General features: G+C 40.7%; 16 protein-coding genes. 2 read left to right on the forward strand and 14 right to left on the reverse strand.

Annotation, left to right across the window (positions count from 1 at the left end; all coding sequences use genetic code 11):
• The first annotated feature begins 101 nt into the window (after positions 1-101).
• Complete coding sequence (locus AABS66_RS13805; protein WP_206084954.1) at positions 102-983, forward strand: LysR substrate-binding domain-containing protein; 882 nt, start codon at positions 102-104, stop codon at positions 981-983.
• A 63-nt stretch (positions 984-1,046) separates the two neighbouring features.
• Here AABS66_RS13805 and AABS66_RS13810 read toward each other — a convergent pair whose 3' ends face one another.
• From AABS66_RS13810 to AABS66_RS13875, 14 genes are all read right to left on the reverse strand, one after another.
• A complete protein-coding gene (locus AABS66_RS13810) occupies positions 1,047-1,334 on the reverse strand; it encodes a helix-turn-helix domain-containing protein (RefSeq protein WP_206084952.1) in 288 nt (95 codons plus the stop codon).
• A 48-nt stretch (positions 1,335-1,382) separates the two neighbouring features.
• On the reverse strand, positions 1,383-1,631 hold the full coding sequence (locus AABS66_RS13815) for a helix-turn-helix domain-containing protein (protein WP_206084951.1): 249 nt from the start codon (positions 1,629-1,631) through the stop codon (positions 1,383-1,385).
• A 297-nt stretch (positions 1,632-1,928) separates the two neighbouring features.
• Entirely contained in the window at positions 1,929-2,888 is a 960-nt protein-coding gene (locus tag AABS66_RS13820; RefSeq protein WP_206084949.1) for a fimbrial protein, read from the reverse strand.
• A complete protein-coding gene (locus AABS66_RS13825) occupies positions 2,885-3,163 on the reverse strand; it encodes a helix-turn-helix domain-containing protein (RefSeq protein WP_206084947.1) in 279 nt (92 codons plus the stop codon). Before AABS66_RS13825 ends, AABS66_RS13820 begins: the two co-directional genes overlap by 4 nt.
• A 40-nt stretch (positions 3,164-3,203) precedes the next feature.
• Positions 3,204-3,701, reverse strand: a complete 498-nt coding sequence (locus AABS66_RS13830; RefSeq protein WP_206084945.1) for a fimbrial protein — start codon at positions 3,699-3,701, stop codon at positions 3,204-3,206.
• Between the two features lie 16 nt (positions 3,702-3,717).
• Positions 3,718-4,236: a fimbrial protein gene (locus AABS66_RS13835; protein ID WP_206084943.1), complete on the reverse strand. Its 519-nt coding sequence runs from the start codon at positions 4,234-4,236 to the stop codon at positions 3,718-3,720.
• 10 nt (positions 4,237-4,246) lie between these two features.
• Positions 4,247-5,227 carry a fimbrial protein gene (locus tag AABS66_RS13840; RefSeq protein WP_430225047.1) on the reverse strand — a complete coding sequence of 327 codons (981 nt, stop codon included), beginning with the start codon at positions 5,225-5,227 and terminating at the stop codon, positions 4,247-4,249.
• Positions 5,228-5,241: 14 nt separating this feature from the next.
• Entirely contained in the window at positions 5,242-7,764 is a 2,523-nt protein-coding gene (locus AABS66_RS13845) for a fimbria/pilus outer membrane usher protein (RefSeq protein ID WP_430225048.1), read from the reverse strand.
• A 25-nt stretch (positions 7,765-7,789) separates the two neighbouring features.
• Positions 7,790-8,458: a fimbrial biogenesis chaperone gene (locus AABS66_RS13850; RefSeq protein ID WP_206084933.1), complete on the reverse strand. Its 669-nt coding sequence runs from the start codon at positions 8,456-8,458 to the stop codon at positions 7,790-7,792.
• Between the two features lie 57 nt (positions 8,459-8,515).
• A complete protein-coding gene (locus tag AABS66_RS13855; RefSeq protein WP_206084931.1) occupies positions 8,516-9,040 on the reverse strand; it encodes a fimbrial protein in 525 nt (174 codons plus the stop codon).
• Between the two features lie 935 nt (positions 9,041-9,975).
• Positions 9,976-11,448, reverse strand: a complete 1,473-nt coding sequence (gene glnG / locus AABS66_RS13860) for a nitrogen regulation protein NR(I) (RefSeq protein ID WP_430225049.1) — start codon at positions 11,446-11,448, stop codon at positions 9,976-9,978.
• Between the two features lie 9 nt (positions 11,449-11,457).
• Positions 11,458-12,507: a nitrogen regulation protein NR(II) gene (glnL, locus tag AABS66_RS13865; protein ID WP_206084927.1), complete on the reverse strand. Its 1,050-nt coding sequence runs from the start codon at positions 12,505-12,507 to the stop codon at positions 11,458-11,460.
• A 159-nt stretch (positions 12,508-12,666) separates the two neighbouring features.
• Entirely contained in the window at positions 12,667-14,076 is a 1,410-nt protein-coding gene (glnA, locus tag AABS66_RS13870) for a glutamate--ammonia ligase (protein WP_206084925.1), read from the reverse strand.
• A gap of 354 nt (positions 14,077-14,430) precedes the next feature.
• On the reverse strand, positions 14,431-15,123 hold the full coding sequence (locus AABS66_RS13875) for a PadR family transcriptional regulator (protein WP_272573858.1): 693 nt from the start codon (positions 15,121-15,123) through the stop codon (positions 14,431-14,433).
• A gap of 432 nt (positions 15,124-15,555) precedes the next feature.
• Here AABS66_RS13875 and typA point away from each other — a divergent pair, with 432 nt between their 5' ends.
• Positions 15,556-17,379 carry a ribosome-dependent GTPase TypA gene (gene typA, locus AABS66_RS13880; RefSeq protein WP_206084923.1) on the forward strand — a complete coding sequence of 608 codons (1,824 nt, stop codon included), beginning with the start codon at positions 15,556-15,558 and terminating at the stop codon, positions 17,377-17,379.
• The last annotated feature ends 6 nt before the right edge of the window (positions 17,380-17,385 follow it).

Consider the following 17,385-nt stretch of genomic DNA (forward strand, 5'->3'; position numbering starts at 1 on the left):
TATAGCATTTATTCGGTTAAAGTAGCCGTTGAGCAAGAGTATGCGTGTTTTAAGCTATTTTTTAAAACGATATAAAATTCGATGAGCCAAAAGAAAATCTTATGTCAGGAAATTACCGTCATCGCCTCCCACTTAATGCACTTCGTGCATTTGAGGCATCTGCCCGGCATTTAAGTTTTACGCGAGCGGGGCTTGAATTGAATGTCACTCAGGCTGCAGTAAGCCAGCAAGTTCGGTTGCTGGAAGAACAGCTAGGCTTGGAATTATTCATTCGGTTATCAAGAGGGTTAGCATTAACAGATGAAGGCTTGGCTCTGTTACCTGTGTTGAGTCGTTCTTTTGATCAAATCGAATCGTTATTGTTGCAATTTGAAGATGGTCATTATCATGAAGTGTTAAGTATCTCAGTCGTGGGAACCTTTGCAGTAGGTTGGCTATTACCGCGTTTAAGCAAATTTTCTGATTTATACCCCTATATTGATTTACGTATTATGACCCACAATAACGTGGTCAATTTAGCGGCGGAAGGGGTTGATTTCGCCATCCGCTTTGGGGAGGGCTTATGGCCATTAGTGGAAAATACACCTTTATTTTCGACTTCCCATACAGTGCTATGCACAGAAAAAGTCGCTGCTAATTTAATATCACCACTGGATTTAAAAGATCACAATTTACTACGCTCTTATCGTAAAGATGAGTGGGAAAAGTGGTTTCTTGCTGCACAAGTCGAGCCATGGCGAGTGAAAGGGCCTGTGTTTGACTCCTCTCGCTTAATGGTTGAGGCCGCAATATTAACGGATAGTGTTGCATTAGTGCCAAGCTGTATGTTTGAGCACGAAATTAGCGCTGGAGCACTCGTTCAGCCTTTCGATATTGGTGTGACATTAGGGGGATACTGGCTAAGTCGTTTAAAGTCGAAGCCGATGACATCGGCAATGATGATTTTTCAGCAGTGGATATTAGAAGAGGCACAATTAAGTTAAGCCAGCACAACAATGTGACTGGCTTAGGTAACGTTAATTTGCAGTTTATCTGAGGGCCATGCTTTAAAACACAAGCGTTTCGGCCTCATATAAACTTTTTTTGTCATGAATAAAGTTATTTGCATGATTTAATGGATTATAGTCGGTGAAAAAATAGGCGGGGTCGATATCGAATATTTGGCAAAGTTGGAATAACGTATCAACATGGATATTTACCTCTCCATTTTCATAGCGAGATTGATGTTGTTGGCTAATTCCTAACAAGGCACTGAGTTCCTTGCCACTCATGCCGTAACTTTCCCTTAATGACCTAATTTTTACACCTACTGATGTGGATATTTTTTTGCTCATAATGTGCCTTAATAAATAGTTAATTAATATTTAATTGGGTATTTTTACTTATTCTAATTTGGTTAATTCTTTTATATCTTTATTAGAAATTAAATCATAAAAGTTAATTTCAAAGTAATTAACATATTGTGCTAAACGGTCTAAATTAATACGATTGATTCCCCGTTCGTATCTTGATTGTTGTTGTTCACTAATTCCAAAATCATTAGCCATTTTAGATAATGGAATACCTTTCATTTTTCGATAATAAGTTATTTTACGACCGACTAATTTTGATGCAGGATAATTTTTCTGCATAGTAAACTCCTTTTATATCGGAACAACTATTTAAAAATGACTACTTTGACATAAAAAAGAATTTTAAATTAAAATTAGTTTTTTATATTGAAAGACTACTCTAACAGAGTGTAATTAATATAAAAATAGATATTGATCATTAAAATAAAAAATTTTAAAGAAAGTTAAATTATAAATACTGAATTTATTTCATATTGAAACATGAGCTTCTTATTATGAAGATATTTAAATGAACTGTTTCTAATCTATTATATCTAAACTGATGTACAATATATAAATTATTAATATTATTTGTTGTTATTCATATGAAATATTTATTATGACAGTACTATTTGCTGCGCCAGCTGTGATGTTATTGGCTGTTTTAATGTAACGAGCTTTCCAATTAAACAGATATTCATTGGTTTGGATATTATTTTGTAGGCTGGTTTTGACCTTTAGCTTAATGGGTGTATTGTTTTTGTCCAGTAACTGGATTGCGATACCTGTCGCAGAATTTGCCCCCGTTAGTTTTATTTTTCCTGTTGTCTCATCAACATACCCAGCACTGCTGGTGACAGTAGCTTTAATATTGGTGCCCTTATCACAGGTTAATATCACGGGGATATTAACCATCTCACTGGTATCACCGATATTCTTAAACTGAGTATCAAACCAATCTCCAAGCTGTACGGAATAGTTAGCTGAAGTTGCTGTACACTTTACAACATTTATTCTGATACCATTTGTGGGCATATAGAGCGTGGATAAAATAAACGTTGAATTTGTCTTGGTATTTTCTTGTGAAAATTGGGCGAGCTGACCCCCTCGGATATAATTACTTGTAGTAACTCGACCTGTTTTCACGATTTCAGTTTTCCATCCTAGGTTTTCAAATCCCCATGACTGATCCGTATAGGCAATTCGGAAGGGAAACCAGATATTGCTGCTGTTAATTCCCACGCGAACACCAATCCCAGGGATATTAGTTGGGGCAATATTATTGGTTGAACTCCAGCCGTTTAAAAAACGCCCAACTTGCCATGCACCACAATCACTATTTGTCCCCGAGTGCGAACTACGCCACCCACTAAACATTGAGGTATTGATTGTTGCAAGCACAACATTGGTTCGCATATCATCATATTGTAGTGTGATAGTTTGATTTTGTAATGTACGTTGTAAATTATTAAAATTTGGGTTTTGATAGCAAGCTGCATTTGTATAAGCAGAAATGGATGATAAAAATCCAATAATAAATAAATGATAAACCTTCACTCATTTTCCTTTATGATTAATTTTAACTTATTTAAAATTTCTTGATTCTCTTTTTCATTTAAAATAAAAAAATGTGCTAGCTCAACGCCAAATATATTAGCATACTCATTTAACCTATCTAAATTAATTCTATTGATCCCCCGCTCATATCGAGATTGTTGTTGTTCGCTAACACCAACGATAATTGCAAGTTCATGAAGGGACATGCCCTTCATTTTTCGATAATAAGTTATTTTATTTCCAATAATTCTAGATACTGGATAATACTCAGGCATTTAACCACCTCTAATTAGAAATAGAACAAGACACTATTTATTAATGATAAACAAAATTGAATTCTAGATGGCTACGAAATGAACCTGGCTCCATACCACTGCCATAACCGGCTACGCGAGCAGAAAATGGAAACTCCACACTGCGTGTTTGGCTGTTCACGGGAATAGTGATTTTTGCACCATTTTTAAGGGTGGTTTTGCTGGTGCCATCGGCCAAATTCAAGGCGACATTTTTTGCTGTGCCATTATTAATAAAATAGTCGGGAGTGATGGTATCAGGTGTACCAGATAAGGTCATAATGGCTTCTTGAGTCGCCACTGGGCAATTTTTCAATTTTACTGAAAAATCCACCCAAGGGGATTTTTGAGTATCTTTAATATTCCAAATATTGATTTTTTTCAGGTCAATCACATAGTTTGTGGTATCTAATTCACACGGCATAGCCGTAACATAGCCATGAACATTGATATTAATTTGCTGGTCGGCGGCAAACAGTGAGCCAGATACCAGCAATAATGAAAGTGCAAATTTTTTCATTATTTCATTCCTTTTCTTATAAATAGGTAATGGTGGCGGTAATATTGGCAGAAATAGACCCTGGTACCACATTACCCACGGCACTGTAAGCACGGGTACGTAATGGAATGGCAATATCTGACTGTCCATTCAATGGCACCTGTAAGACTTTTAAATTACCTAGGGGAGTAGCTCCGTCATCACTTTGTAATTGCACGGCGACATTTTTTGCGGTGCCTAAGTTTTTATATAAGCTATTGGTGGTATCCCCTGTTTCAGCGGTACCTGTAAAGGTCAATTTGATTTGGTTCACAAATGACGAGCAGTTATTTAAGTTAATATTAAACGTATTCCAAGTAGAACCTGTTTGTGCGCCATTAAAAATATCAATTGGCAAACGTTTCAAATCAATATCGATATTATTACCGCCAGAAATATTACAGGTGGCGGCTTTAATATTACCGGTGAAATTAACAGTAATATTTGTACCTGCAAAAGAGGATAAATGCACAGCGAATAAATTTATCGACAAAATAGCGAGTAATATTTTTTTCATACAATTATTCCTACTCATAGCGAATATTAATAGTGGCAGTGCCATTTGCAGGGCCTGGGGTAATTTTATCGGCAGTTTTAATATAGCGCGCTTTCCAACCGAAAATATAATCGCCTGCGGCGACATTATCTTTTATGGTTCGTTTACTGTTTAAAGGGATATGGTTTTTATTAGCATCAATAATTTGTATCGCAACCCCAGTAGCTTTATCGGCTCCCCCTGACAAGGCTAATTGGCCTTGTGCTGCATTAACAGTGCCACTGGTTGCTGTGACGGTTGCTTTAATATTGGTGCCAGCCATACAGGTTAATGTAATGGGGATATCGACTTCTGTGCTGGTACTACCAACTGAAGGGAATTGAGTATCATACCAATCACCTAAATTAATCGTTGGTACGGGGCTTTTTAATGAGCAGCTTAATACGTTTATACGAATGGCATTAGCAGGCATGTTTAGAGTTGTTAAATACCATGTACCTGATACTCCACTATTAGTTTGGGTTAGCTGTGCAACGCTTCCTGAGCGAATCACACCCGAGCTAGTCACTTGCCCAGTTTTTTTGATTGTAATATGCCAAACAGTATCATAGACAATCCAACCTAACTGCCCTGAGCCTTGGGGACCAAACCGGCGATTAAAATTTCCACCAATACCCCCTGTTGCAACTGTAATGCCAATTCCGGGTATATTTGAAGGTGCGATATAATTATTAGGCGTCCAACTATTGATAAAATTTCCTTGTAAATAGGAATTACCACAACTGGTATTTTCACCATAAGTCTTTGTTGATGAAGCGGATAAGTAACGTACATTAAACGAACCAAGATCTCTCGCTGCGGTATCATCATATTGAAGGTTATAGGTAGCAGATGGAATATTAGCCTGTATATTTCTGAAATTAGGATTTTGCGTACAAGCCGCAGTCGCATATCCTGAATATAAATATACACAACTAGCCGCGAATATTGATTGATAGATTAATTTTCTCATTTTCTATTTCCTTATTATCGGCAAACCGCAGTGGTTTTATATAAGCCCATATAATCCGAAATACCTGCTAAGTTATAATTTACTTGGCATTGTTGTTTCTCGTTATATTGAATAATAAACTGCCCACTTTCTGCTAAGCCGGATAAATACACTTCACCGTCATTACCGACAAGGCTATTTAATTGGTTGTTATCGTTAAAGATGGCCTGTGCCCCAAATGGTACTGGTTTACCGTCAGCAAAGGTCAGCGCCATAATCGCACGGTAACCAACGTTTGCCGCAAAGCTGGCTTTCACTAAGGCGCCACGGCTTGGTGCGACGGTTTGGCTGGTTAACTCCATTTCGGTATTGTCGGGTAACGCGGAAGTATCGATATCCACGGTATTTTTACGGTAAGCCGTCATGTACGGCACTAACGCATAACCTTGGTTATTGGTTACCACGCCAGCTTGATTCATAATCGGTACATCCCCTGCATTCGGGATTTCCACAAGGGCGGCGGTCTCACCCAACTGTTGCCCTAACACTAGCCCGTTTGAGTGTGCGACTAAGCTGCCGTTCACCCCGTAATAGAGGTTATAGTTGTCTTTGCTGTAACCCGAACCACCAGACACTTCACCATATTGCCCTTTATAGGAGGCATTTAAGTTACCTGTTGTTCCCGTTTCTTGATTGGTAAAGCCTTGTTGCATACTCCAATTTAAACGGTTATTAAGCTGGGATGCAGACACCCCCATGCTACCTGTGCTGGAGTCACGGCTGCTATGGTTGCTAACAAAGTTGATGTACGCCGTGTCATCAAACAAGCTAAACGGAATATTGACCGAGAACGTGAATAAGTGGTCTTCATCACTCTGGTTTTTCGTTCCCGTAGTGTATGAATAGCTGCTGGTGTTCTTGTTATAGGTATAATTCAGCCCATAGCTGATCCCTTGCCAGCTATTGTTATAACCCAGCGTAGCAGACTGTGTTTTGCGGTCGCTGTTCCAATAATCTTCGTTGACGTAACCCGCTGAAATCGAACCGTAAGTATCCCCCAGATTTTGACTCAAGGTAATTTCCCCGCGATTACGGCGGCGTTCAATTTCAGGCACATAGTTGGTATCACGGAAGGTATCTAACACTTCCGATAAGCTGTAAAATCCTTCTGTGGAATAACGATAACCCGCTAAGGCGATATTGGTGCCGATATCATTCAGGTTTTTGTTATAGCGAAAACGGTAGGATTGCCCGCGCTCTTTGATGTCGCTACGCAACTTAGCGTAGGACTGGGTGACGTCAATAGATACCGCCCCAAATCGACCTAAGTTTTGCCCCGCACCCACTGAATAAGATTGATAATCTTCACTTAACTGGCTACCACCGTAGGCGGTCACGCCATGGGGTAAGCCATAAATCAAGGTAAACTGGCCAAATTTGGTTTTATCTACGTTGCTATCGTAAGAGCGATATTCACCCGCAGTGGCGCTATAGGCTAAATACCCTTCGCGTTGTAATACAGGGAGTGACGCAAACGGCACAATTTGTACTTGTTCGCTGCCATTCGACTCTTTTATCGTCACATGTAAGTCACCGCTGCTCCCTGTCGGGTAAAGATCGCTGATCTCAAACGGGCCTGCGGCCACGTCCGTTTGGTAAATGGTATAGCCATTTTGGCGAATGGTGATTTGTGCATTGCTGCGTGCTATTCCACGTACCACAGGGGCATAACCGCGTAAGCTTTCGGGGTACATATCGTCATCGGTAGCGAGTTGTGCCCCACGAAACGGCACGCTGTCAAACACTTGAGATGGCGATGTGCTATCTCCCAGTATTAACTGGCTTTTTAGGCTGTTGATACCACGGGATGCATAGGTGTAAATGGTATCCCATTTATTGGATTGCCCGCTGCTATTTGACCATGTGGTGTAGTTACGCAGGCGCCATGCCCCGATATTAATCCCTGGGCGCAGGTTCACGTAGTTTGACGTGGTATCTTCGCCGCCTTTACGGTCAGTATTTTTCGACCCACTGTAGCTGTAATTGAGCAGCAGGGCGGTGATGCCATTATCGATATCCGCTAAGTCCACGTAACCCCGCGGGTTTTTCGCCAGTGCGATTTGTGGAATGCTCAAATATAAACGTTGAGAATCAAAATCAAAGTCACTTTTGGCATCAGGAATAGCGGACAAATTGACACAGTTATTTTGGCTATTATTTAATTCAGGGTAATCCGCAATTTTAATATCAAAACTTTTTAAATCATCGAGTGTTAAACATGGTGCTAATTTATTATCACTATTTTTATCAAACTTTAAACTTTTCGCGCCAATTAAATTGGTATTCACATAAATATCGACATAATAGCTGCCAGCTAATTGTTGGTTATTTTCAAATTGGCTTAAGTCCACCGCTACTTTATTTGGCAATTCTAAAAAGTCAGGGTCAAAATACGTTTTTCCCTCAGCCGTATTATTGTTGGTCGGGTTTTCGGCGTATAAAGGTACCGTATAGCCTAAATAAATGAATAGGCTAAGGCATATTTTATTTATTTTCATGTTCACAACCTACAAAGATATTGGGCTATATTTTTGCTTCAGACGCCTCAGCGGCAGAGCCATAATCATTAATCACTTCCCATTTCACGGTGCCGTGGGCTGCGTTGTCATTGACGTCAAAGGTGGCGCTAGAAAAGGGTGCTGCATAGGAGACATCACTCACTTTTTTGCCATTAAAGGTAATGCTTTGGAAATTCATAAAATAGGGTGTCGGGTTTTTTACGGTTAATTGATTACCCGATTTCGACCATGTCAGTTTTTTTTGTTGTTCTTCAAAGTTCACGTCTTTAATCGCTGAAGGGCGGTAAATCAATTTCATTTGTGTTTTAAAGGCAATTTGCAACGAATTTTCCGTGCGCTCGGTGGCAGGAATGGTTTTAATATTGAGCCAAAATAACGATTCTTTATCTTTGGGTAAGGTGTTCGCCGTTAAAAAGATACGCAGTGCATTGGTTTTATCGGCATTTAATCGGAATAATGGTGGTGTAATAGTAAAATCCGATTGTTTTTTTTCGTCGATGCCATCAATCCACGATTGAATTAAGTAAGGGATTTTATCGGGGTTTTCGACACTGATACTGACATCTTTATTCCCTTCATTATAAATCACGCGGGTGCCGCCAATAATTACACCAGCGTTAGCGGTTTGCATAAATAAGAATAAAGATATAAAAAAACAAATTAAGCGTTTCATATTATCACCTAGTAATACAGGAATAAGGTTTAAGTCCGTTTAAACCTTAAAGTCCAATTAGTTATAATTGATTGTGAACGTTGCGGTGCCGTTAGCTGGACCCGTTGTTACCGTGTCAGACTTCGCAATATAACGCGCTCTAAAATCTAAGTTATTTTCCACATTTTGCTGTAATGGGTAGTTTTTAGATGCCGTAAACAGCGGAACAACGGTATTTATATCATCAGTAATTTGGATCCCTACACCTGTAGCCACACCCGCTTCTTCTTTTAGCTTGATAACCGTGTCATCTCCTAAATACGAGTCAGCATCGAATTTTACGGATGCCGTGGTGACGGTGGCTGGGCAGTTAATTAATTTAATGGTGAATTTAGTGGCAGCGGCAGTGCTTCCAGCGCTAGGTAATGCGGTTTTAGAAACTTTCCCTAAATTTACTTTTAACGCATCAGAGCCTGCGGCTAATTCACAGGCTTGGTCGGTAATTTCACCCGTGAAATCGATAGTCCCGTCAGCAGCGAATGCATTATTAATAGCAAAAATAGACGACGTCGCAATTAACGTTGCGATGATATTCTTTTTCATTTATGACTCTCCAAGGAAGATATTTTATTTGATGGTATTGAGAGCGAGCTAAATATTCGCTTACTCAATTGGAGAGTATTTTGTGGTTATTTTTTCAAATAAACAAGTCAACTAAAAAATAGCATTAAATAATAATTTAATTTTATTTTTGGTTGTTTTAAAATAGAAAACACATTATGTGTTAGAGAATGGGCTTATGTTTTAAAATAAAAGAATTTTCATTTTTTATTCATGAATCACTAAAGTTAAATAAAAATAAAAACCCAGTAATAATTTTAGCGTGATTTTTAAATTTTATTCCTCTCGCATAATGTGATTTTTGGGTTTTTAATCTTAAGTCAAATTTTATTTTTGTTTGAAAAGAGAGCGAAATAACGAAAAACAATGATTGATATCGTAATATCTGAAAAGGTTGCTCAAAATAGTATACTCGAATTTCATTGTTTTTATAAAAAACATCTTCCTTATTACTAAAAATGCTTACAGTTATAGAATAAAAAATTTACGATATAGAAGATGTTTATTTTAGTCGTTATTTTTTAGGTTTTAATCATAAAGTGAAAATTTTGTGTTACTGAGAGGGTTTAAATATTGCCTTTCACAATTGGCATATTTCCTGTAGTTTTTTTGATTTTTTAGGTCGTAATAAAATAATGTGTTCATAGGGTGTTTAATAATTTCACTGGGCTAAATAAGATATGTGATTTTCTTAAAGAGAATCATTAATGTACTGCATTAAATAGAATATCGTATTTTAATGGTCATTATAAGGAGTGGGATAGGGGTTAGTTTGTCTAAAATAGAGAGTGCTTATTTGTTTTAATATGAAACGTTAATAAAACTATTTTATAATTAATATAAAGGAGTAGAGTTCTCCTCTACTCCTTTTTGAATAATTGCCAAAATTAAATGAAGTTACTTAATTTTATTGTGGTTTATTCAATGCTTAATTCTTTTAATTTACGGGTTAGGGTATTGCGCCCCCAGCCTAATAAGCGAGCAGCTTCCTGTTTATGTCCATCGGTGTGTTTCAGTGCGCAGTTAAGTAGAGTGCGTTCTAATAGTGGCACTGTTTGTGCTAATAAATCATCTTTTCCGGCGGATAACGCATGGTCAGCCCACTTTTCCAATAATTCAAACCATTGTGCATCTGAGGTGAATTGATGCACGGGTAAAGGAGCCTTTGCAGGTTCATTGGCCTTTGGTTTATTGGTTTCAGTGTTTTGTATTGAGTGCTCTTCCAGTAAATCATCTGGCAAATCTTGCGGTAAAATTTCTTGGCTTGCCGCCATAACGGTCAGCCAGCGACAGACATTTTCCAATTGGCGAACATTTCCTGACCAATAATAGCGCTGCAGAATTTTTTCACTGTTAGGGTGCAGTACTTTACTTTCTACACCTAACTCCTTTGCGGTATTTTGTAAAAAATAGTGTGCAAGGCGTGGAATATCTTCCGTTCGTTCTCGCAAAGGAGGAAGTTGTACTCGAATCACATTTAATCGGTGAAATAAATCTTCACGGAATAAACCTTCTTTAACCCGTTTTTCAAGATCTTGGTGGGTGGCGGCAATAATTCGCACATCCACTTTCACAGGAGTATAGCCACCAATACGGTAAAATTGCCCTTCAGCAAGAACACGTAATAACCGTGTTTGTACATCAAGGGGCATATCCCCAATTTCATCTAAAAATAATGAACCGCGGTTGGCTTGTTCAAAACGCCCTTGACGAACTTGGGTTGCTCCTGTGAATGCGCCTTTTTCATGACCAAAAAGCTCCGACTCGATGAGATCTTTTGGAATAGCGGCCATATTCAGGGCAATAAATGGCTCACTAACTCGTGGACTATGTTGGTGCAACGCGTGGGCAACAAGCTCTTTCCCTGTCCCTGACTCACCGTTAATCAGTACGCTAATTGATGAGCGCGATAAGCGGCCGATAATGCGGTACACCTCCTGCATTGCAGGCGCTTCACCGATCATGGTGGATGAAACAATCGGCGCTTTTTGTTTTGTTTCACGCCCCGTGTGGTTCTGTTCACGGCTATGATTTAACGCACGTTCAACCAATGCCACAGTTTCATCGATATCAAACGGTTTAGGCAGATAATCAAAGGCACCAGATTGATAGGCATTAACGGCAGCATCGAGGTCTGAGTGAGCTGTCATAATGATGATCGGCAAAAGGGGGTGTGATTGTTTAATGGTATTGAGTAGCTCAATACCATTGGTTCCAGGCATGCGAATATCGGATAACAAAACATCAGGGAGTGCGTTTTCCAATGCAGCAAGTACCGCATCAGCACTGTCAAAGCAGGTGCAGACAAATTCTGCACTGTTGAGTGCTCGCTCTAAAACCCAGCGAATGGAACTGTCGTCATCCACGACCCAAATTTTTCCCTGTGACATGGTTATCCCCTATTTTTTGATGGGTAGATAAATAGAAAACTCAGTGTGCCCTGGCCAACTGGTAAACTCGATTTTCCCTGCATGTTGATCCACTAAACTTCGCGCAATTGACAGCCCAAGCCCTGTCCCATCAGGTCGGCCACTCACCATTGGGTAGAAAAGCGTATCTTGGATGGCCAATGGAATGCCAGGGCCGTTGTCTTCGATATCAATCCTCGCAGCTAACCGATAACGCTCACCTTGTAGCATGACTTGAAATGCAGTGCGCGTGCGTAGTGTGATATGACCGCCCGTATCAGCGACGGCTTGTAGAGCGTTGCGGGTGACGTTCAGTAAAACTTGTTCGATTTGATCGGGGTAATAGTCTAAATCGGGCAAACTTGGATCATAGTCGCGAGTTAATGTGACATTAGCAGGTTTTTCGAGGGAAACTAAGCGCACCACGTTTTCCATAATATGGTGAATACTTTGCTGAGTTTTTGGTCCTGGATACTGTGGCCCAAGCAATCTATCGACCAAGGCTCTTAAGCGGTCGGCTTGTTCGATAATGACTTGAGTATATTCATTTAATTGTGGGGAGGGCAGCGCCTTAGATAACAACTGCGCTGCCCCCCGCAACCCACCCAGTGGGTTTTTTATTTCGTGAGCCAGACCGCGGATCAGTTCACGCGCGGCAAGTTGCTGTGCATTTTGCGCCAATTCTTGGCTAAGGCGTCGCTGGCTATCGAGTTGTGACAGCTCAACTAAAATAAATTGTTCTGAAAAAGGTTGTGCGCTGAATGACATTACGTGGGAATGGTTATTAAACACCAACGTGACCTCATTTTCAGTAAAACTGTGGCCTTCTTTTAAACTATTGAGCATTAATTCATCATTGAGTGAGCAATAGCTAAATAAGAGTGGAAGGGGAGTCCCATAGAGTTTGCGCTGACTTTGGGTTAGGATTTGCAATGCGGCATGATTGGCGTAATGGATAACCAAATCGTAATCCAAAATAAGCACGCTATTAATAAGGGAGTCGAGGATTTGTTCGGGTGCTGGCAAATGTTCGGTTTTCATGTCATGTCACTCCTGCACTATTTTGGTGCATTATACCTGATAGACCAAACAACCGATATTTGATTTTTGTTTCTTTGGTGCAGTTTTAGAGAGAAAAGGCCCCATCAAAAGATGGGGCAAGTGCTTCACGGCAACAAAGACTATCAGTGGAACGGCGTGTTACACACTGTAGTACATTTCAAATTCGAGCGGGTGTGGTGCCATACGGACACGTTGAATGTCAGCACGGGTTAATTCAATGTACGCATCGATAGCGTCATTTGTGAATACACCACCACGAGTTAAGAACTCGCGATCTTTATCCAGTTCCGCTAGTGCTTCATCTAAAGAACCTGAAACAGTTGGGATTTCTTTTGCTTCTTCTGGTGGTAAGTCATACAGATTTTTATCCATTGCATCACCTGGGTGGATCTTATTGATAATGCCATCAAGACCCGCCATTAACTGCGCTGCAAACGCTAAGTATGGGTTAGCTGCTGGGTCTGGGAAACGCACTTCAATACGACGTGCTTTGGTACTTGCAACCACAGGAATACGGATAGATGCAGAACGGTTACGTGCAGAGTAAGCTAGCATTACAGGAGCTTCAAAGCCTGGAACTAAACGTTTGTATGAGTTTGTTGTTGGGTTTGTAAATGCGTTCAGCGCACGAGCATGTTTAATGATACCGCCGATGTAGTACAGCGCCATTTCAGATAAACCGCCGTATTTGTCACCCGCAAACAGGTTCACGCCGTCTTTTGATAAAGACATGTGGCAGTGCATACCTGAACCGTTATCACCGACTAATGGCTTAGGCATAAAGGTAGCTGTTTTGCCGTATGCATGGGCAACATTGTGCACAACATATTTATAAATCTGGGTTTCATCCGCTTTTTTGGTCATCGTATTAAAGCGGGTGGCGACTTCGTTTTGGCCTGCAGTTGCCACTTCATGGTGGTGAGCTTCAACAACTAAGCCCATCTCTTCCATTGTGGTACACATTGCAGAACGCAGGTCTTGTGATGAGTCTACAGGTGGTACTGGGAAGTAACCACCTTTAACGGCTGGACGGTGGCCTTTATTGCCGCCTTCATATTTTGTGCCAGTGTTCCATGCCGCTTCGATATCATCGATATGGTAGTAGCTGCCGTGCATGTTGTTGCCGAAACGAATATCGTCAAAAACGAAGAATTCAGGTTCTGGACCAAATAACACGATGTCAGCGATACCGCTTGAACGCAGGAAATCTTCTGCACGTTTAGAAATGGAGCGTGGGTCTCTGTCGTAACCTTGCATGGTACCCGGCTCTAAAATATCGCAACGGATAATTAAGGTCACATCAGCAAAGAATGGGTCTAACATTGCAGTAGATGCATCTGGCATCAGTACCATGTCAGATTCGTTGATGCCTTTCCAGCCACCAATTGATGAACCGTCGAACATCTGGCCTTCTTCAAAGAAGTCTTCGTCAACTTGGTGAGCAGGGATAGTGATATGTTGCTCTTTACCTTTTGTGTCGGTAAAACGCAGATCAATAAATCTTACATTGTGCTCTTTAATTAACGATAAAACATGTTCAGCGGACATTCTCGGCTCTCCTGGTCGGGTCTAATCAACAAACCGCATCATATTTTGCGTTTGTTGGTTTGTCTGGCATGGCGGCGGTGATTAATCACATTAATGCACGTTGCTCGCTCACTATAAATACTATAAGCGAAAATCGTGCCAACTTTTAAAAGAAGAGTAAATACGGATTGTTACGAGAGAATGTCAATCGATTGAGTTAAAAATAGTCACAGTTTGCACTTGGTTGGTGCATTTTTGATGATGGACTGCACTGTTTTGGTGCAAAAAGAAAAGGATAGAGAAAAAAGCCAGCTTTGTGCTTAATAATAAGCCCAAAGCTGAATTGGCAAACATTATTTAATGAGTGAGGAGGTGTTATTCATCATCACTGTTCGTTAATAAGGTATTCACTTCTTCAATCTGTTTTACGGCATCATTGATAATGGAAGCAATTTGACGCGTTTGTTCTTCATTCAATTGTTTCAGAACCATTTTGTGGCGCAGTAGGGCTTTAAAGCGGCTGACTGCCATTTCAATGTCTTCTGCTAAATTGCTGCCTTGTTGCATATCACGTGCTTTAGCCAGCTTACGAGCAATAACCGCTTCTGTTTCTTTATTCTGTGCTAAGTGCGCAGCGCCTTCTGGCGTAATAGTAAAACTTTTGCGATTGCGCTCAACAATTTGAGACTCTAAAAAGCCTTGTTCTTCTAACAGTGTTAATGTTGGATAAATAACACCTGGGCTTGGCACATAAAGACCGTTCGAAGCTTCTTGAATATCTTTGATAATTTCATAACCGTAGCTCGGTTTTTTCGCCACTAATGAAAGCACCATGATATGAAGATCACCGTGGTCGAATAAACGGCGCAGGCCTTTGCCTCTTCCGCGGCCTCTTTGGCGCTCATCACTGTGACCATGACGGCCTTCACCGTGGCAACATTCACCATGCCCATGGCGGCGTTCACCGTGCCCGTGACGACCTTCGCCATGGCAACAGCCATCGTGGTGGCCGCGCTGATTTTCGTCATGGCGCGCATAATATACATGACGACAAGATTTAATTAGCATATAGTTACTCCTTAGTTTGTAACTTTAGATATATCGAATTCATTTTATGGCTTTACTATATTTAGATATATCTAATTAGTCAATTTAGATATATCTAAATAACACAAAAAGACATTAAAAATAGCGATTAAGAAAGAAAGTCTATTTTTTGTTCTTTTTTTGGGCTGCTAATATTAAGTTTTTAGCGTATTATTCTGCCACTTCGTGGTTTCGCAGAGATGATGCTCATTATTTTATGAGGGAATCTGGTACTGTTACGCAACTGAATGTTTTTTCGTTAAAAACTTTTTATACAGTGATGGGTTTCACATTTATTCCACTTGTGCGGAAAAACGTGTAAAATAACAGCAAATTAACGTAGAAAGTATGTTTGGGTAATTAGAATACCGCAAAAAGCATATTCCTTTCCTGTCAATTAAACGGTAAAAATCCTTGTCAATTCAAAACTTAAGAAACATCGCCATCATCGCTCACGTTGACCATGGCAAGACCACACTGGTGGGTAAATTATTGCAACAATCAGGCACGTTCGGTGAACGTGAAACGGTTGATGAGCGTGTTATGGACTCCAATGACTTGGAGAAAGAGCGTGGTATTACTATCCTTGCTAAAAATACCGCTATCCAATGGAATGGTTATCATATCAATATCGTAGACACCCCAGGTCACGCCGATTTCGGTGGTGAGGTTGAGCGCGTTATGTCTATGGTTGACTGTGTGCTGCTGGTTGTTGATGCGATGGATGGCCCAATGCCACAAACTCGCTTTGTAACGCAAAAAGCGTTCGACCACGGTTTACGTCCTATTGTTGTTATCAATAAAGTTGACCGCCCAGGCGCACGTCCTGATTGGGTTGTTGACCAAGTATTCGACTTATTCGTGAACTTAGGTGCAACGGATGAGCAACTCGATTTCCCTATCGTTTACGCATCTGCATTAAACGGTATTGCTGGTCTTGAGCACGAAAACATGGCTGAAGACATGACTCCGCTGTACGAAGCTATCGTAGAGCATGTTGCGCCACCTGCAGTCGATGTCGATGGTCCTTTCCAAATGCAAGTTTCGCAGTTGGATTACAACAGCTACTTAGGTGTTATCGGTATCGGCCGTATCAAACGTGGTGTGGTTAAACCTAACCAACAAGTGACTGTTATCGACAGCGAAGGTAACACTCGCAACGGTAAAATTGGTAAAGTTCTGACTCACTTAGGTTTAGAGCGTATCGATTCACAACAAGCTGAAGCGGGCGATATCGTTGCGCTGACAGGTTTAGGCGAACTGAATATCTCTGACACTATCTGCCAAGTGGGTAGCGTTGAAGCACTGCCTGCGTTAGCGGTTGATGAGCCAACAGTTAGCATGTTCTACTGTGTTAACACCTCACCTTTCTGCGGTAAAGAAGGTAAATTCGTGACTTCACGTCAGATCCTTGACCGCCTGAATAAAGAACTGGTTCACAACGTTGCACTGCGTGTTGAAGAAACTCAAGACCCTGATGCATTCCGTGTATCTGGTCGTGGTGAGCTGCATTTATCTGTTCTGATCGAAAACATGCGTCGTGAAGGCTTCGAGTTAGCGGTATCTCGTCCAAAAGTTATCATTCGCGAAATCGATGGTCGTAAACAAGAACCATTCGAACAAGTCACTTTAGACGTTGAAGAACAAAACCAAGGTGATGTCATGAAAGCGTTAGGTGAGCGTAAAGGCGACCTGCGTGACATGATGCCAGATGGTAAAGGCCGTGTGCGTCTTGACTACATCATCCCAAGCCGTGGCCTGATTGGCTTCCGTACCGAGTTCATGACAATGACTTCAGGTACTGGCTTACTGTACTCAACATTCAGCCATTACGATGATGTTCGCCCAGGTGAAATCGGTGGTCGTCAAAACGGCGTGCTGATCTCTAACGGTCAAGGTAAAGCGGTTGCTTACGCGCTGTACAGCCTGCAAGATCGCGGTAAATTATTCTTAGGTCACGGTGCTGAAGTGTATGAAGGCCAAATCATTGGTATTCACTCACGTTCTAATGACTTAACAGTTAACTGCTTAACTGGTAAAAAACTGACTAACATGCGTGCGTCAGGTACCGATGAAGCAACAACTCTGTCACCACCAATTAAAATGACTTTGGAACAAGCGCTTGAGTTTATTGATGATGACGAATTAGTTGAAGTGACTCCGCAGTCTATCCGTCTGCGTAAACGTCATCTGACTGAGAACGATCGCCGTCGTGCAAACCGTTCTAAAGAAGACTAATTTTTA

The sequence above is a fragment of the Providencia sp. SP181 genome (genome assembly GCF_050446505.1).
GTDB lineage: Bacteria > Pseudomonadota > Gammaproteobacteria > Enterobacterales > Enterobacteriaceae > Providencia > Providencia vermicola.